15 protein-coding genes are annotated in these 15,029 nt (G+C 63.4%); 10 read left to right on the top strand and 5 right to left on the bottom strand.

What is annotated here, in order from left to right:
- Window positions 1-40 precede the first annotated feature (40 nt).
- On the bottom strand, window positions 41-1,579 hold the full coding sequence (locus NLY37_RS19920) for an alkaline phosphatase family protein (protein ID WP_031246493.1): 1,539 nt from the start codon (window positions 1,577-1,579) through the stop codon (window positions 41-43).
- Window positions 1,580-1,796: 217 nt separating this feature from the next.
- Here NLY37_RS19920 and NLY37_RS19915 point away from each other — a divergent pair, with 217 nt between their 5' ends.
- The 4 genes from NLY37_RS19915 (at window position 1,797) to NLY37_RS19900 (ending at window position 4,964) form a co-directional block, all read left to right on the top strand.
- Window positions 1,797-2,729, top strand: a complete 933-nt coding sequence (locus NLY37_RS19915) for a VOC family protein (protein ID WP_023742924.1) — start codon at window positions 1,797-1,799, stop codon at window positions 2,727-2,729.
- 4 nt (window positions 2,730-2,733) lie between these two features.
- Window positions 2,734-3,366, top strand: a complete 633-nt coding sequence (locus NLY37_RS19910; RefSeq protein WP_023734636.1) for an alpha/beta hydrolase — start codon at window positions 2,734-2,736, stop codon at window positions 3,364-3,366.
- Window positions 3,359-3,658, top strand: coding sequence for a GNAT family N-acetyltransferase (locus tag NLY37_RS19905; RefSeq protein WP_023683956.1), 300 nt, complete (start codon window positions 3,359-3,361; stop codon window positions 3,656-3,658). The genes NLY37_RS19910 and NLY37_RS19905 overlap by 8 nt, the downstream gene beginning before the upstream one ends.
- Before the next feature lie 247 nt (window positions 3,659-3,905).
- Window positions 3,906-4,964: a dipeptidase gene (locus tag NLY37_RS19900; protein ID WP_023708590.1), complete on the top strand. Its 1,059-nt coding sequence runs from the start codon at window positions 3,906-3,908 to the stop codon at window positions 4,962-4,964.
- A 3-nt stretch (window positions 4,965-4,967) separates the two neighbouring features.
- On the opposite strand, the gene NLY37_RS19895 is transcribed toward NLY37_RS19900, so the two are convergent.
- The 4 genes from NLY37_RS19895 to NLY37_RS19880 are packed head-to-tail and all read right to left on the bottom strand — an operon-like array spanning window position 4,968 to window position 9,665.
- The gene (locus tag NLY37_RS19895; protein ID WP_023708591.1) at window positions 4,968-5,213 is read right to left on the bottom strand and encodes a hypothetical protein; all 246 of its coding nucleotides are present in this window, start codon (window positions 5,211-5,213) and stop codon (window positions 4,968-4,970) included.
- Between the two features lie 2 nt (window positions 5,214-5,215).
- The gene (locus tag NLY37_RS19890; RefSeq protein WP_023708592.1) at window positions 5,216-6,442 is read right to left on the bottom strand and encodes an aminomethyl transferase family protein; all 1,227 of its coding nucleotides are present in this window, start codon (window positions 6,440-6,442) and stop codon (window positions 5,216-5,218) included.
- 51 nt (window positions 6,443-6,493) lie between these two features.
- Window positions 6,494-8,059 carry a phytoene desaturase family protein gene (locus NLY37_RS19885; RefSeq protein ID WP_286440133.1) on the bottom strand — a complete coding sequence of 522 codons (1,566 nt, stop codon included), beginning with the start codon at window positions 8,057-8,059 and terminating at the stop codon, window positions 6,494-6,496.
- Window positions 8,046-9,665, bottom strand: a complete 1,620-nt coding sequence (locus NLY37_RS19880; protein ID WP_023708594.1) for a phytoene desaturase family protein — start codon at window positions 9,663-9,665, stop codon at window positions 8,046-8,048. Before NLY37_RS19880 ends, NLY37_RS19885 begins: the two co-directional genes overlap by 14 nt.
- A gap of 202 nt (window positions 9,666-9,867) precedes the next feature.
- Between NLY37_RS19880 and NLY37_RS19875 the strand changes: the two genes are divergently transcribed.
- The 6 genes from NLY37_RS19875 (at window position 9,868) to NLY37_RS19850 (ending at window position 14,995) form a co-directional block, all read left to right on the top strand.
- Window positions 9,868-10,107: a class I SAM-dependent methyltransferase gene (locus NLY37_RS19875; RefSeq protein ID WP_245271003.1), complete on the top strand. Its 240-nt coding sequence runs from the start codon at window positions 9,868-9,870 to the stop codon at window positions 10,105-10,107.
- Window positions 10,104-10,661 (top strand): methyltransferase domain-containing protein, encoded by a 558-nt coding sequence (locus tag NLY37_RS19870; RefSeq protein WP_245261175.1) that lies wholly within the window; start codon window positions 10,104-10,106, stop codon window positions 10,659-10,661. Before NLY37_RS19875 ends, NLY37_RS19870 begins: the two co-directional genes overlap by 4 nt.
- A gap of 27 nt (window positions 10,662-10,688) precedes the next feature.
- Window positions 10,689-11,369 carry a transcriptional regulator BetI gene (gene betI, locus NLY37_RS19865; RefSeq protein ID WP_023708595.1) on the top strand — a complete coding sequence of 227 codons (681 nt, stop codon included), beginning with the start codon at window positions 10,689-10,691 and terminating at the stop codon, window positions 11,367-11,369.
- A 58-nt stretch (window positions 11,370-11,427) separates the two neighbouring features.
- Window positions 11,428-12,510 carry an ABC transporter substrate-binding protein gene (locus tag NLY37_RS19860; protein ID WP_023708596.1) on the top strand — a complete coding sequence of 361 codons (1,083 nt, stop codon included), beginning with the start codon at window positions 11,428-11,430 and terminating at the stop codon, window positions 12,508-12,510.
- Between the two features lie 116 nt (window positions 12,511-12,626).
- Window positions 12,627-13,703, top strand: coding sequence for an extracellular solute-binding protein (locus tag NLY37_RS19855; protein ID WP_023742923.1), 1,077 nt, complete (start codon window positions 12,627-12,629; stop codon window positions 13,701-13,703).
- Entirely contained in the window at window positions 13,700-14,995 is a 1,296-nt protein-coding gene (locus NLY37_RS19850; RefSeq protein ID WP_023742922.1) for a flavin monoamine oxidase family protein, read from the top strand. Before NLY37_RS19855 ends, NLY37_RS19850 begins: the two co-directional genes overlap by 4 nt.
- Window positions 14,996-15,029 lie beyond the last annotated feature (34 nt).

The raw sequence follows: 15,029 nt of genomic DNA, 5'->3' as shown, positions 1-15,029 counted from the left end.
ATCAGGCCGCCAGAACATTCTACTGCCTACTGCCTACTGCCTACCACATACCCACCACCCCTTCGTCCGTTAGCTCTGCAAGCGCCAACGACTGGTCAAGATGCTCGGCGCGCCAGGCAAGCAGCCGCTCGGCAAATTCAAGCCGCACGCTGAGATAGGCCGGGTCGGCGGCAACGTTGGCCAGTTCGCCCGGATCCTTCTCCATGTCGAAGAGCAGCGGCGGCAGGCCGCCGCCGAAATGCACGTATTTGAATTTTTCCGTACGGATGACGGCGAGGTTGCACTGGCGCGAGCCGATGCCGAAATGCCGTTCGGCCTCACCATCGGCAATCGAGCGGAAGTCGAACTCCCAATGCGCCGCGTCGCGCCAATCCTTAGGCGGTTCATATTGCAGGAACGGTTTTAGCGAGCGGCCGTCGAGATGCAGCTGGGCGTCGGCGTCCAGCAGATCGAGCAAGGTCGGGAAGATGTCGACTGCCTCGGTGAAGTGGTTGACGATCGAGCCGGCTGCATTGCCGCGTCGTGGGTCGCGCACGATCAATGGGATGTGATAGCTGCCGTCGAAGAAGCCGCCTTTGCCCAGCATGAAATGGTCGCCCATCATCTCGGCGTGGTCCGAAGTCAGCACGATGATGGTGTCATCCCATGCATTCGCCGTCTTGATCGCTTGCCAGATGCGGCCAAGCTGCGCGTCGACCTCCGAGATCATGCCGTAATAGATCGCGCGGATGGCCCGGATGTTGTCGTCGCCCCAGTCGCGCACGTGGCCGTCGGTGCCGGGGCGGAAGCTTCTCCGCTTCTGGCGACCAAGGTCGTAAGCCAGATAGGGATGCCTTTGCGCCTCTGCCTGCCAAGTCTCGGCACGGCGGAAGGGCGGTCCGTCCGCCGGATCATACAGCGTGTTGTAGGGCTGCGGCACGACAAAGGGCGGATGCGGGCTGATGAAGGAGACATGCGCGAACCATGGCGCATCCTGTTCGTCTAGCCAGCGAATGAATTCGCCGGCAAGAAAAGCGGTCGGCGTCTCGTCCCTGGAATAGACAGGCGGCGCGTTGGTCACGGCGTCGCCCGCTTCCCCGCCCATGGGACGGTGAATGCCGGGAGAGCCCGCGCTGGTGTCGACGCCACGTGCCTTCAGCCATGACAGCCATGGTTGCTGATGCTCAGGCAGGAACTGGCGCACGCTGAAGCCGGGCAGCACGCCCTCATAGCTTTTCAGCCGGGGATCGCCCGGCGCCATCGTGCGCGGATCGGGCGAGACGTCGGTGTAGCCGAACAAAGTCGGATCATAGCCGAGGGCGCGGGCCGAAAGCGCGATGTTGCCGTGGCGGGCGTCGAGCGGCGTGCCGTTGCGGCAAACGCGATTGTTCATCTGGTAGAGGCCGGTGTAGAGGCACGCACGGGCCGGCGAGCAGGGCGCCGCGCCGCCGTAATGCCGCTTGAAAAGGACGCCTTCGGCGGCGAGCGCATCGGCATTCGGCGTCTTCACCACGGCATGGCCGGCAGCCGACAGGCAATCGCCCCGCCATTGGTCGCAGGAGATCAATAGGATGTTTGGGCGTCTGCTTTTCGCGGCCAATGCTCTATCCTGTCACGTCGGGAAGACGTTCAATGAACCGGAATTTGGCTGCGGCGCAAGCCTGTCGGTCTTGCTTAAATGGTGAACGAAAATTTCCTGCTGTTCACTATTAGGATACAGTCCATTCTGAGTTTGCCGCCTTTGCCATTGCCGGGCGGCCCCTCATATAGGCGTGGACAGCGGCAAGGGCCGCAAACCGAAGGGAAGGAGCAAGACAATGCTCGACCAGATCAAGGGCCTGCATCACGTCACGTCGATGGCCGGCGATGCGCGCCAGAATAATGATTTCTTCACGCACAAGCTCGGCCTGCGCCGGGTCAAGAAGACCGTCAACTTCGACGCGCCAGATGTCTATCACCTCTATTATGGCGACGAGCACGGTACGCCCGGCTCGGTGATGACCTATTTTCCGTTCCCGGACATTGCCAGGGGCCGCCACGGCGTCGGCGAGGTCGGTACCACGGCCTATTCGGTGCCGGCCGGCACGCTCGGCTATTGGGAAAAGCGCTTCGCCGATGAAGGCGTTGCGGGTGTCTCCCGCGAAGAAACGTTCGGCGAGAAGCGGCTGGCCTTCGCCGGTCCCGACGGCGACGGTTTCGCGCTGGTCGAAGACAAAGCGGACAGCCGCGCGCCATGGTTGAAAGGCGGCATTCCCGCTGATGAGGCGATACGCGGCTTCCACTCGGTCTCGCTCAGATTGAAGGATGGTGGCGCCACGGAAGAACTGTTGAAGTTCATGGGCTATGAGCAAGTGGACAAGTCCGGCAATGTCAGCCGGCTCGCCATCAAGAACGGCAACGGCGCTGATGTCGTCGATATCGAATCGCTGCCTACGGCGGGCTTTGCCAATCTCGGCGCCGGCTCGGTCCACCATGTCGCCTTCGCAGTGGAGAACCGCGCCCAGCAGCTCGAAGTGCGCAAGGCGCTGATCGATACGGGTTATGGCGTGACGCCGGTGATCGACCGCGATTATTTCTGGGCGATCTACTTCCGAACGCCGGGCGGCGTGCTGTTCGAAGTCGCTACCAATGAGCCGGGCTTCGACCGCGACGAGGACACCGCCCATCTCGGCGAAGCCCTGAAACTGCCGACGCAGCACCAGCATCTGCGGCCCTATCTTGAAGAGCATCTGCAGAAGCTGGAAGGCTGAGACGATGAGCAAGGAAGCTTACATCCATAAGGCGCTGCCGGGTTCGCCCGGCGGCCCGCTGCTCTTCGTCTTTCACGGCACCGGCGCGGACGAGAGCCAGCTGCTGTCCCTCGGGCGCGACCTCGCGCCACAGGCGACGATCGTATCGCCGCGCGGCGATGTTTCCGAGCATGGTGCGGCGCGTTTCTTCCGCCGCACCGGCGAGGGCGTCTACGATATGGACGACCTCGCGCGGGCGACCGCCAAGATGGCCGGTTTCATCAAGGCGCAGGTGATAGCGGCAAGGCCATCTTCGGTCTTGGGTCTCGGCTATTCCAACGGCGCCAACATCCTGGCGTCCGTAATGTTCGCCGCGCCCGAGCTGTTCGATGCGGCGGTGCTGATGCACCCGCTGATCCCGTTCGAACCGCAGGTGCAGGGCAGCCTTGCCGGACGCCGCATCCTGGTCACCGCCGGCAAGCGCGACCCGATCTGCCCGCCCAACCTGACATCCCGGCTGGAGGCCTATTTGCGCGCCGATGGCGCCGATGTCACAGTGGAGTGGCACGATGGCGGCCACGAAATTCGACCAAACGAGATCGAAGCGGCGAGGCGGCTTTTTGCCGATGCGCCGGTTGAAGGAGCAAGCGATGCCTGACGAATTGCCTGAGATCGAACTCGAGGACCGCGGCTCGAAGGGACGTTATGTCCTGCGCGGGCCCGGTGGCGCCGAGGCGGAAATGACCTTCACCAAGGTCGGCGAGCACCAGATCATCATCGATCACACCGAAGTGCCGGACGTGTTTCGCGGCCAGGGCGCCGGCCTTCGGCTTGTCACACGCGCCGTCGAGGACGCGCGGGCAGTGGGCAAGAAGATCATCCCGCTCTGCCCCTTCGCCAACGCCCAGTTCCGCCGCCATCCGGAATGGGCGGATGTGCTGAAGCAATAGAACTTTTCCTTCTCCCCTTGTGGGGTGAGCAGCCGGTTCGCCGCAGGCGAATTCATCGTGCCGGTGGCATGATGAAAGGCCGGCGAACGCCGGGACGCTGCGAAGCAGCGGGGACCGGCAGGTGGTCGGAGTCGCTCAGCCACAAGAGCGAACGCCTCTCTGGCATTTGCGCAGTTCGGCCTTCTTGCCTAAGTACACAGTTCGCTGCGGTTCGTCCGCTCCTGCCAACTGACCGAATGGCTTCCTGATGACCGAATCCGATCTCGTCCCCGTCTTCGACGGCCACAACGACACGCTGCTGCGACTGTACCAGTCGAAAGACACCGACGTCGAAAAGCTGTTCATCGAGGGGACGCAGGGCGGTCATATAGATCTGCCGCGCGCCAAGAAGGGCGGCTTTGCCGGCGGCATGTTCGCGATCTTTCCACCGCCGGTCGAGAAGAGCAAACGCTCTGCGGTGCCGCCGGCGCCGAGCGACAATGAGCCGTTGCCGCCGGAACTGCCGCGCGCTGATGCGCTCAATTCCACCATCGGCATGGCCTCGATCCTGTTTCGGCTGGAGCGAGCGGGGGCGCTGACCGTCTGCCGCAGTGCCGGTGACATTCGCGAGGCGATGGCGAAAGGTTCGATCGCGGCGGTGTTTCATATTGAAGGCGTCGAGGCGATCGATCCCGAACTTACCTTGCTCGACGTGCTCTACGAATCCGGCCTGCGCTCGCTCGGCATTGTCTGGAGCCGCCCCAACGCCTTCGGCCACGGCGTCCCGTTCCGCTTTCCGTCGTCGCCCGATACCGGACCGGGGCTGACCGATGCCGGCAAGGCGCTGATCAAGGCCTGCAATCAGCTCAAGATCATGGTCGACCTGTCGCATCTCAACGAAAAGGGCTTTCGCGATGTCGCCGCACTCAGCGATGCGCCGCTGGTCGCCACCCATTCGAACGTGCATGCGCTGTGCACCCATTCGCGCAACCTGACGGACTGGCAGCTCGGCGCTATCCGCGAGACCGGCGGCATGGTCGGGCTCAACTTCGCCACCGGCTTCCTGCGCGAAGACGGACGGATGAACTCGGACACCAGCCTCGACATCATGGTGCGCCATGTCGACTCGCTGCTGCAGGCGCTGGGCGAGGACGGCGTCGGTCTCGGCTCCGATTTCGACGGCGCGATGATTCCGGCGGTCATCGGCGACGTTGCCGGCTTGCCGAAGCTGATAGATGCGCTGGCCGCGCGCGGATTCGGACGCGCATTGATCGAGAAGATCGCCTATCGCAACTGGCTGAACGTTCTCGAAAGAACCATAGGCTGAGGCTTAAGCGCCCATGCGCTTCAGCCAATCCTGGCCGCCGCGATCCCTGATCATCGGCAGCGGGTTCTCCCAGTCCAACCGCGCGCAGATGCGGTAGACTTCGAGCGTCTCGGCGCTCATTTCGCCGCGCTTGTAGAAGTACATGGCGGCGGCATAGCGGGTACGACCCGACCATTTTTCGCCGAGCGGCGTGTTGACCAGCTGCCACTGTTCGGCGGCTTCCGTATCATCATCCGGTTCGTCGGCCATGATCAGAAATCCGCCGGCGGATTGGCGGTGCGGCGGTCGAGCTTGATGAAAGGACGGGCCACCACCTTGGCCCGCTTCATCAGCTTCTGGTACTGCAACTCGCGCATGGCGTAGATCTCGACCCAGAGGTCTTCCACCATCGTATCACCATAGGGACGCGTCAGCGAGGCGATGGCGATATTGCGCTTGGCCATCGGCGACCAGATGGCGGCGCTGACCAGCCCGACCTCCTGATGCTTCTTGTGGTAGACGATGGCGTGCTCGGCCGGGATGTTGCCTTCGATCTCCAGCCCGACCAGCATGTGGCGCAGCCTGCGTTTGGCACGGGCTTCGAGGATGGCGCGGCGGCCGTTGAAATGGCCTTTTCCCAAATCGACCATAAAGCCGAGACCGATCTCGTCCGGCATGCGCAGACGGTCGGCGCGAATGGCATGGTCTGCGGTGGTGAAGTCGGCATTGGCGACGATCAGGCCGGCTTCCAGCCGGGCGCGGTTGAGGGCGGCGTAGCCGATGGCGCGGATGCCGCGCAGTTCGCCTGCCGTCATCAGGCGGTCCCAGAGGCTGAGCGCTTTTTCGGCCGGCACGAACAGTTCGTAGCCGAGATCGCCGGTGAAGCCGGTGCGCGAGATGGTTACGGTGCCGCTGTCGTGCGGAAACTCGGCGAGGTCGAATATCTTCAACTTCTCGACGCCGGCGAAACCCGCCTCGCGCAGCACGGCGAAGGAGGTTGGGCCTTGCAGCGCGAGACCAGCGACGTTTTCGGTCTCTTCCTCGACGGTCACTTCGAAACCGATGGCGCTGTCGAGCAGCCAGGGCAGGTGCCGCTCCTGCGAACACAGGCGGAAGCGGGTCGGCGACAGCCGGAACAGCGTGCCGTCATCGAGGACAAAACCTTCGTCGTCGCACCATGCGGTGTAGTGGACGCGGCCGGGTTTCAGCTTGGTGACATCGCGCAGCGTGACGCGATCGAGGAAGGCTTCGGCATCCGGCCCCTCGATGCGGTATTTGGTCATCGGCGAGATGTCGAACAAAGCCGCCTGGCTGCGGATGGCGAAATATTCGAGTTCCTCGTCCCACAGCGAATGCGGCGCGCGATAGCCGGCCCAATTGTACCAGTCCTGAGTTTTGGCCACCGCATCGATGCGCGGCTGGAACGGCGTGCCGAGACGCAAGGTGCGGAAATGGCCCTGCGCTGTGGTGCGGGCGGCGTTGTTGACCCGACTCGTCATGACGGCATTCCTTCGCCGTAGAGTGCGGCGTTGACTGGCTGAAACATCCGATCATCCCTTCATCGCTATGATGCGCCGCGCCGCATTAAAACCGGGAGCACCCGAAACGCCGCCGCCTGGATGCGAACCGGCGCCGGCCAGGAACAGCCCCTCGATCGGCGTGTCGTAGCCCGACCAGCCCGAGACGGGCCGCGACATCAGCATCTGGTCGGCCTGCAATTCGCCGTGGTGCCAATGGCCGCCCGGCATCCGGTAGTTGGCTTCGATACCGGCTGGCGTCAAAAGCTCGGCATGCAGCACGGACTTGCCGATACCGGGGGCGTACGCTTCGAGCTGCGCCATAACAGCCTTGAGGAATTTCGGCTTGCCGGCATCCCAACCCTCTTTCAGCGCGTAAGGCGCGTATTGCACGTTCGCCGACAGCACGCAGGCGCCGCTTGGCGCGAGCGAGGGGTCGGAGAGCGAGGGCAGTGTGATCTCCATCACCGGTTCGGCTGAGAACTCGCCATATTTTGACGGGTTGAAGGCGCGCTCGACATGGTCGGCCGAGGGCGCGATGACCAGACGGCCCTTGTGATTATCGGCGTCGACGCCGGAAAATTGCGGTGGCCGATCGAGCGCCAGATGGAGCTTGGCAGCGTCGCCCTTCATGCGGATATTTTTTACCTTGCGCACGAAACCCGTGTCGATCTCGCGCGGACCGACGAGATCGAGCATGGTCGTCGCGGGGTTGACGGCGGAGACGATCGTTCTGGCGTGCAGCACCTCGCCGCCGTCGAGGGTCACGCCGAGGGCGCGGCCTTTCTCGACGACTATTCTGGCCACGGGCGCTGCCGTGCGGATGGTGACGCCGGCTTTCTCCGCCGCCGCGCGGATCGCGGCGACGACCGCACCCATGCCACCTTTCGGCAGCATCTGTGCCCCTGCCGCACCGCCGGTCTCGCCGGCCAGCCGATAGTAGAGGCCGAGCAGGGAGGTCGGCGAACGCGGGCCGAGATGGCTACCAAGCGTGGCGTCGAAGGCAAGCAGGCCCTTCAGCCTGATATCGGCAAGCTGCTCGTCGAGCAGGTCGGCGACGTTCATCAGGAGAACGCGCAGAAAGTCGCGCATGTCTTCCTTGCCGAGCTTTTTCAGCGCCACGGCCGTCTGGCCGAGCGCTGCCGTTTCAAGCAGCGACATGCCACCGAGATCGGGCGGGCGCCGCGACAGGAACGGTTTCAGGATGCCGGCATAGCGCATGAGTTGCGCGCGCAATTCCTTCCAGGCGGACTGCTCGGACGGAGTGGAGCCGGTCAGCACTTCGCCATAGGCGCCATGCAGGACAAGCGGCGGGCCGTCCTTCGCCAAGGCGACCGACGGCATGAAGTCTGTACGGGTGACCTGCAGCCCGTGTTTCTCCAGCTCCAATGTCTTCACCACGTCGGGGTGCAGGCGGTTCAGCACATGCGCGATCGAGGAGACCCGAAAACCCGGCGCAAACTCTTCGGTGCGCGCCGCGCCGCCGACATCGCCAGCGGCTTCCAGCACCAGCACCTTGCGGCCGGCTTTCGCCAGAGTGGCGGCAGCGACAAGGCCGTTATGGCCGCCGCCTATGATGATGGCATCAAATGACGTCATGGGCCGGGCTCATATGGGAGGTCGATTTGGCGAGATCGCGCAGGATTTCGGCTGCCGCATTGCGGCCGGGCGCGCCCATGACGCCGCCGCCGGGATGGGTCGAGGATCCGCATATATAGAGCCCGCCGACCGGCGAACGGTATTGCGCGTAGCCCGGCACCGGCCGGTTGAACAGCAGCTGGTCGAAGGTCAGCTCGCCCTGGAAAATATTGCCTTCGGTCAGCCCAACCTCGGCTTCGATCTCGCGCGGCGTGCGAACCTCCATGTGAACGATGCGGTCGCGGAAGCCCGGCGAGTATTCCGCGATCTGCGCGACCACGCTTTCGGCGAAGCCGTCGCGGTCGGTATCGGTCCAGTCGCGGCCGTTCACCTTGGGCGGCGCGTACTGCACGAAGCAGCTCATGAAATGCTTGCCCGGCGGCGCCATGGTCGGGTCGAGCGTCGTTGGGATGACCATGTCGAGGAATGGGTCGGCCGACCAGCGACCGGCCTTCCAGTCGTCATAGGCGCGCTCCATGCGCTCCATGGAGTCGGTGAAATGCATGTCGCCGCGATAAACGGGCGAATCCTTCGGCAGTGCCGGGAAATCGGGCAGCGAATCCAGCGCGATGTTGACCTTGCCGGACGAGCCGCGGACCTTGAAGTTCCTGACCCGACGCAGGAAAATATCGGGCAGTTCCTTCTCCTCGACCAGTTTCAGGAATGTGCGTTTGGCGTCGGCGTTGGAGACGACGAGCTTGCCGTAGACCTCCTCGCCGCCGGCCAGCACCACGCCCTTGGCCTTGCCTCGGCTCACCAGCACATGGTCGACCTCGGCGCCGGTACGGATGGTGCCGCCGGACCCCTCGAAGGAAGCGGCGAGCGCCTTGGTGACAGCGCCCATGCCGCCGCGCGCATAGCCCCAGGCGCCGACCGAGCCGTCGACCTCGCCCATATAGTGGTGCAGCAGCACGTAGGCCGTGCCGGGCGACATCGGCCCGAGCGCGGTACCGATAATGCCGGACAAAGCGAAGTTCGCCTTGATGACATCGGTCTCAAAATATTCGTCGAGGAATTCCGAGATCGACATGGTCCAGAAGCGCAGCGTCAGCGCCATTTCTTCTGATGACAGGCCGGCGAATTTCCTGCCGAGATAGAGAAACTCTCCGAGGTCACGCGGCTTGAGACTGGTCGGGTCCGGTGCGGTGCGCATCAGCAGCGGCTGGATGAAGCGGCACTGCCGCGTCACGTCGCGCGAATAACGGTCATAGGCCTCGGCGTCGCGCCTGGAGAAGCGGGCAAATTCGCGCCGGTGCGCATCGTGATCGCGGTAGTTGGCGAGGTAGTCGCCATCGCGCGTGAACACGGCGCCGCCCTCATAGGAAATCACCTGCAAGCCGAAGCGCGGCAGTTCGAGGTCGCGCATGATCTCGGGGCGAAACAGCGAGCAGACATAGGAGCAGTTGGAGTAGAGGAAGCCCGGCGTCAGCTCGCGGCTGGTGGCGGCGCCGCCGACCCAGTCGTTCTTTTCCACCACCAGCACGTCGAGCCCGGCGCGTTGCAAATAGCAGGCGTTGACCAGGCCGTTGTGTCCGCCGCCGATGACGATCGCATCCCAAGCTTTCATTCGCGCCCAGCCTTCATGGTGCTCGACCCTTCATTTTTCGCGTGATTTGTCGCCGAATGCGCGGAATTTGGCACGGCAGCGGCTATTCTGTCCAGCCGTTCTGAATGAATGTTCAACAAATGATATTGCGTTTTCCTGTTAATACGCTACGCTTTGCCGGCATTCGAACCTGCGCAATTCGGCTGATGGGACTTAAAGTCTGATGATCGAAACGGCAGATGGCGAGCCGGAATATGACGACGCCGCGATCCGCTTCCTCGAGGCGCTGTGGGGCGAGGGTTATCTGTCGCCGGGCGGACCCGACGAGGTCGACCGGGTGGTCGAAGGCCTGTCGCGCAAGACGATCCTCGACATAGGCTGCGGCTCCGGCGGCATCGCGTTGCATCTGATCGAGCGCCACGGTGCAGCCCATGCCACCGGCTTCGACATCGACGCCCGGTGATCGAGGCGGCCAGAACGCGGGCTGCTGCACGCGGGCTCTCAGACCGCGCCAGCTTCATCCAGGCGTCACCCGGAGCGCTGCCTTTCACCGATGGCGCCTTCGATGTTGTGTTCTCCAAGGACGCGCTTTTGCATGTGCGTGACAAGGACGCGCTGTTTGCCGAAATCTTCCGCGTGCTGAAACCGGGCGGCGTCTTTGCCGCCTCCGACTGGCTGATCGGCCATGACGGCGAGCCGTCATCTGAGATGAAGGCCTATGTCGCGGCCGAAGGCCTGTCCTTCGCCATGGCCTCGCCGGCACGCTATGCGCAAGCGATGCGCAGCGCCGGCTTTGCCGATGTCGCCGTCAGAGACCGCAATTCTTGGTATCGCAAGGTCGCGCGCGGCGAGCTGGAAAGGCTGAAAGGCCCGCTCTACCAGACGGCGGCAGCCGCAGTCGGAGCGGCCTATATCGACAAGAACATACGAACCTGGGAGGCCATGCAGAAGGTGCTTGACAGTGGCGAGCACCGTCCCACTCATCTTCGCGGGTGGAAGCCGGCTGTGGTGGGATAGCCGGCAATGTGGAGCATGACGGCACCGATGAAAGCTGCAGCGCGCGAAGAGCGATCCTCCGACACGTCTGGAAAAACCGAACCGGAAAAACGCGGCCGCAAGGCGTCGAAGGAGGTCAGGCAACAGCAGCTGATCGAAGCGACCATCGATTCGCTGGCCAAGCGCGGTTATTCGGAAACGACGATGGCCGATGTCGCTGACGGCGCCGGCCTGTCGCGCGGCATCGTCAACTTCCATTTCGAGAGCAAGGAGAAGCTGCTCGTCGCCACGCTTGCCTATATGGCCGACGAATATGCGGCGCATTGGCGCGTCGCGCTGACCAAGGCCGGCGAGGATCCAGCCCGGCAGCTGCGGGCGCTGGTCGCCGCCGATTTCGACCGTTCGATCTGCAACAAGCGCAAGCTCGCGGCCTGGTGCGCGTTCTGGGGCGAGGCCAAGTCGCGGCCGACCTACCAGGCGCTGTGCGGCGCACGCGACGCGGCCTACCAGAAGATCTTCATCGACCTCTGTGCCACGCTCAAGCAGGGCGGTGGTTATGCCTATGAGCCGCAGGTGATGGCGCTCGCGCTCAGCGCCATGCTGGAGGGCTTGTGGCTGCGGCTGATGATGGGGACCGAGGACGTCACCCGTGAGAGCGCGCTGCAGGCGGCAAACGAATTCCTGTCGGCCGCCTTTCCGAAACACTACCGGCCGGGCAGCGGACGTTGACAACAACCGGCAGATCCAAGCCGGAGCGAACAATCAAAAACAAAGAGGATGGAACAGCATGAAAAGAATAACCCGACGCCTGACACTGACATTGGCGCTGACGGCGACGCTGGCTGGTTCGGCCGCGGCGATTGCGGTCGCCGCCGACAAGGACCTGATCGTGTTCGACTGGTCGGGCTATGAGGACCCGAGCTTTCACCCCAAATATGTCGAGAAGAACGGCGACTCGCCGACCTTCGCCTTCTTCGGCGACGAGGACGAAGCCTTCGAGAAAGTGCGCTCCGGTTTCAAGGCCGATCTTGGCCATCCCTGCTCGCAGAGCGTGACAAAGTGGCGTGAGGCGGGGCTGCTGCAGCCGCTCGACACCTCGAGGATCACCGGCTGGAAGGATCTCAATCCCGGCATCATGGCGATGAAGGATCTGGCCACCACTTCGGACGGCAAGGCCTGGTTCATGCCGTGGGACTGGGGCAACACCCAGCTCACCTACAACTCCGACAAGATCGACGCGAAGGATGTGCAGTCGCTGAAGGCCTTCGCCGACCCCAAGTTCAAGGGGCGGGTCTCAATCGGCGACAATGTCGACGACGCCTATGCGCTGGCCAGCCTTGCCATCGGGCTCAAGGACTGGACCAAGATGACGGACAACCAGTTCAAGCAGGCTTCCGACTTCCTGCGTCAGGTGCACAAAAATGTCCGCTCCTACTGGACCGATACCACCGACGTCGTGCAGTTGCTGAGCGGCGGCGAGGTCGATCTCGCCTGGGCATGGAACGATGCCACAGTACAATCCGTCGCTGCCGGTGTGCCGATCAAGTCCAAGAAGGATACGGACGAAGGCATCTCGACCTGGGTCTGCGGCTACGTGCTGTTCAAGGACGCACCCGGCAATGTCGACAAGGCCTATGACTACCTCAACGCGATCAACGATCCCGAGACCGCCAAGGTGCTGGTCAAGGACTGGGGTTATGGCCAGGCCAACGCCAAGGGCATGGCCGGCGTCGACCCGGCGATCCTGAAAGAAAAGGGCTATGACGACGTGCAGAAATTCGTCGACAAGACCCTGTTCCAATCGCCCGTGCCGTCGTCGCTCAAGCTCAAGATGATCGCCGAATTCGAGAAGATCAAGGCAGGCTACTAAAGCTCTGTCCGGCCTCCTCCGTCTGCCTGTCAGTGCGCCGGGCAGACGGTCTCGCCAAGGCCGCTGAAATTCCGTAACGTCGCCCGGCCGCTTTTCGCGATGAGGAGTTTCGCGCCATGAATTCCATGCTTCGCCGCCTCGCCCTTGCCGCTGCTCTTACAGTCGGCGCCGGCGCCGTGCTTGCTCATGCCGAAGGCGGCGGCGACCTCGTCGTGTTCGACTGGTCAGGCTATGAAGATCCGTTGCTGCACCCCGACTACACCGCCAAATACGGCGCCGAGCCGACCTTTGCTTTCTTCGGCGACGAGGAGGAAGCGTTCCAGAAGATGCGCGCCGGCTTCAAGGCCGACATCGCCCACCCCTGCTCGCAAAGCGTGACCAAGTGGCGCGAGGCCGGCATTCTGCAACCGCTCGACACCTCGCGGATCGCCGGCTGGAAGGATCTCAATCCCGGCATCATGGCGATGAAGGATCTCGCCGTCACCGCCGACGGCAAGGCCTGGTTCATGCCGTTCGACTGGGGCAACACTTCGCTGCTCTACCGCACCGACAAGGTCACGGCGGAGGAAGCGCAGTCGCTGAAGATTTTCGCCGATCCCAAATTCAAGGGCCGCGTCACCATCGGCGACAATGTCGATGACGCCTATGCGCTGGCCAGCCTGGTCATCGGCCTCAAGGACTGGACCAAGATGACCGACGCGCAGTTCCAGGAGGCGTCCGCCTTCCTGCGTGACGTCCACAAGAACATCCGCTTTTACTGGACCGACGACACCGACCTCAACCAGGCCTTTACCGGCAATGAGGTCGACCTCGTCTGGGGCTGGAATGAGACCTTCGTGACGCTCAAGGGCCAAGGCATGCCGATCGCCATGAACCGCGACACCAGGGAAGGCATATCCACCTGGGTGTGCGGCTATGTGCTGATGAAGGATGCGCCGGGCAAGCTCGATCAGGCCTATGATTTCCTCAGTGCGGTCAACGCGCATGCCGTTTCCGATTACTTGGTCAAGACCTTCGGCTACGGCCACGGCAACAGCGCCGGGATGGCCGCGATCGACCATCAGGTGCTGAGCGACCGTGGCTTCGACAATCTCGACAAGTTCTTGGACAAGACGCTGTTCCAGCAGCCGGTGCCGCCTGAGCTCAAGCAGCGCATGGTCACGGAATTCGAGAAGATCAAGGCCGGCTATTGAGCGACAGGACTGAAAGAACCGATGTCGTCATCGTCGGCGCCGGTTTCACCGGCCTGTCGGCTGCGCTTGAGCTGAGAAAGGCCGGCATCGATGTCGTGCTGCTCGAAGCACGCGACCGCGTCGGCGGCAGGGTCGAGGCTATTCGCAACGGGCTTGGCGAGCGCATCGACAGCGGCGGCCAGTTTTTCTGCGAAGACATGCCGGAGGTGACGGCGCTGGCCGCGTCCCGTGGCAAGGCCTTCGTCGAAACCTATGTGAATGGCGATTTCATCACCCATCCATCGCTGTCGGTCGAAGAGGCCGAACGGACCTATCATGGCGCGATGGCAATCCGCGAGCGGATGAATGCGATCGAGCCGGACGATCCCTCGATCGCCGACATGGGCGCTGCCGCCTGGCTCGAGTGCCAGCATGATCCCACTGACGCCAAGACGGCTTTCCGCTCGATGATCGAAGGCCTGTGGTGCCTGGCGATGGACAAGGTGCCGCTGTGGTACCTCATCGACAATGACCGCCGCATCACCAACGAGGTGCCCGAGCTGCAATATTCGCTGCTTGAAACCATGCAGTCGCTGGCCGAGGACATGGCGGGAGATCTCGGCGACAGGGTTTGGCTGAACGAACCGGTTACGCGCATCGAGCACGGGCCGCAACGGGTTCGTGCCGTCTCGGCGAGCAGCTCCATCGAAGCGCGAAAAGTGCTGGTCGCGCTGCCGCCGGCGACGGCCGCGAAGCTGGATTTCGCGCCCGCTCTGCCGCCGGCTCTCGCAAAAGCGCTCGGCGTCTGGGAAAGCGGTGCGGTGATCAAGATCCTGGTGCGCTATCCCACGCCGTTCTGGCGGGAGCGCGACCTGTGCGGCATGGTGATGTGGCGCGACCTGCCGGGCCTGTTCGCCTGTGACGCCAGCAAGGATGCGCAACATGCCGCGCTGGTCGTCTTCGTCGGCGGACCACTGGCGTTGCGTTGGCGTCCGCTCGCGGACGCGGCGCTGCGTGCGGAGGTCACGGCAAGGCTCGTTGATGCCCTTGGGCCGGAGGCGGCCGACATTGTCGATTTCAGCCAGCGCGACTGGATCGATGACCGCTGGAGCGGCGGCGCCTACAGCGACCTTATTGTCGATGTGGCGGCACGGGATGCCGAGCGCACGATCCGTGCCGGCGCCGCCCCGGTTCATTTTGCATCGTCGGAACTGTCGCCGTCGTTTCCGGGCTATGTCGAAGGCGCTATCGTCATGGGGCGGATCGCAGCCAAAGAGATCGCGACGGAACTTAAAATTCTTAGTGGAGCATGATCTTATTCCGAAAACCGGTTCCATTTTTCGGGAT

The organism is Mesorhizobium sp. C395A (assembly GCF_030323205.1).
Lineage (GTDB): Bacteria > Pseudomonadota > Alphaproteobacteria > Rhizobiales > Rhizobiaceae > Mesorhizobium.
This window is presented reverse-complemented; position numbering and strand designations above follow the sequence as displayed.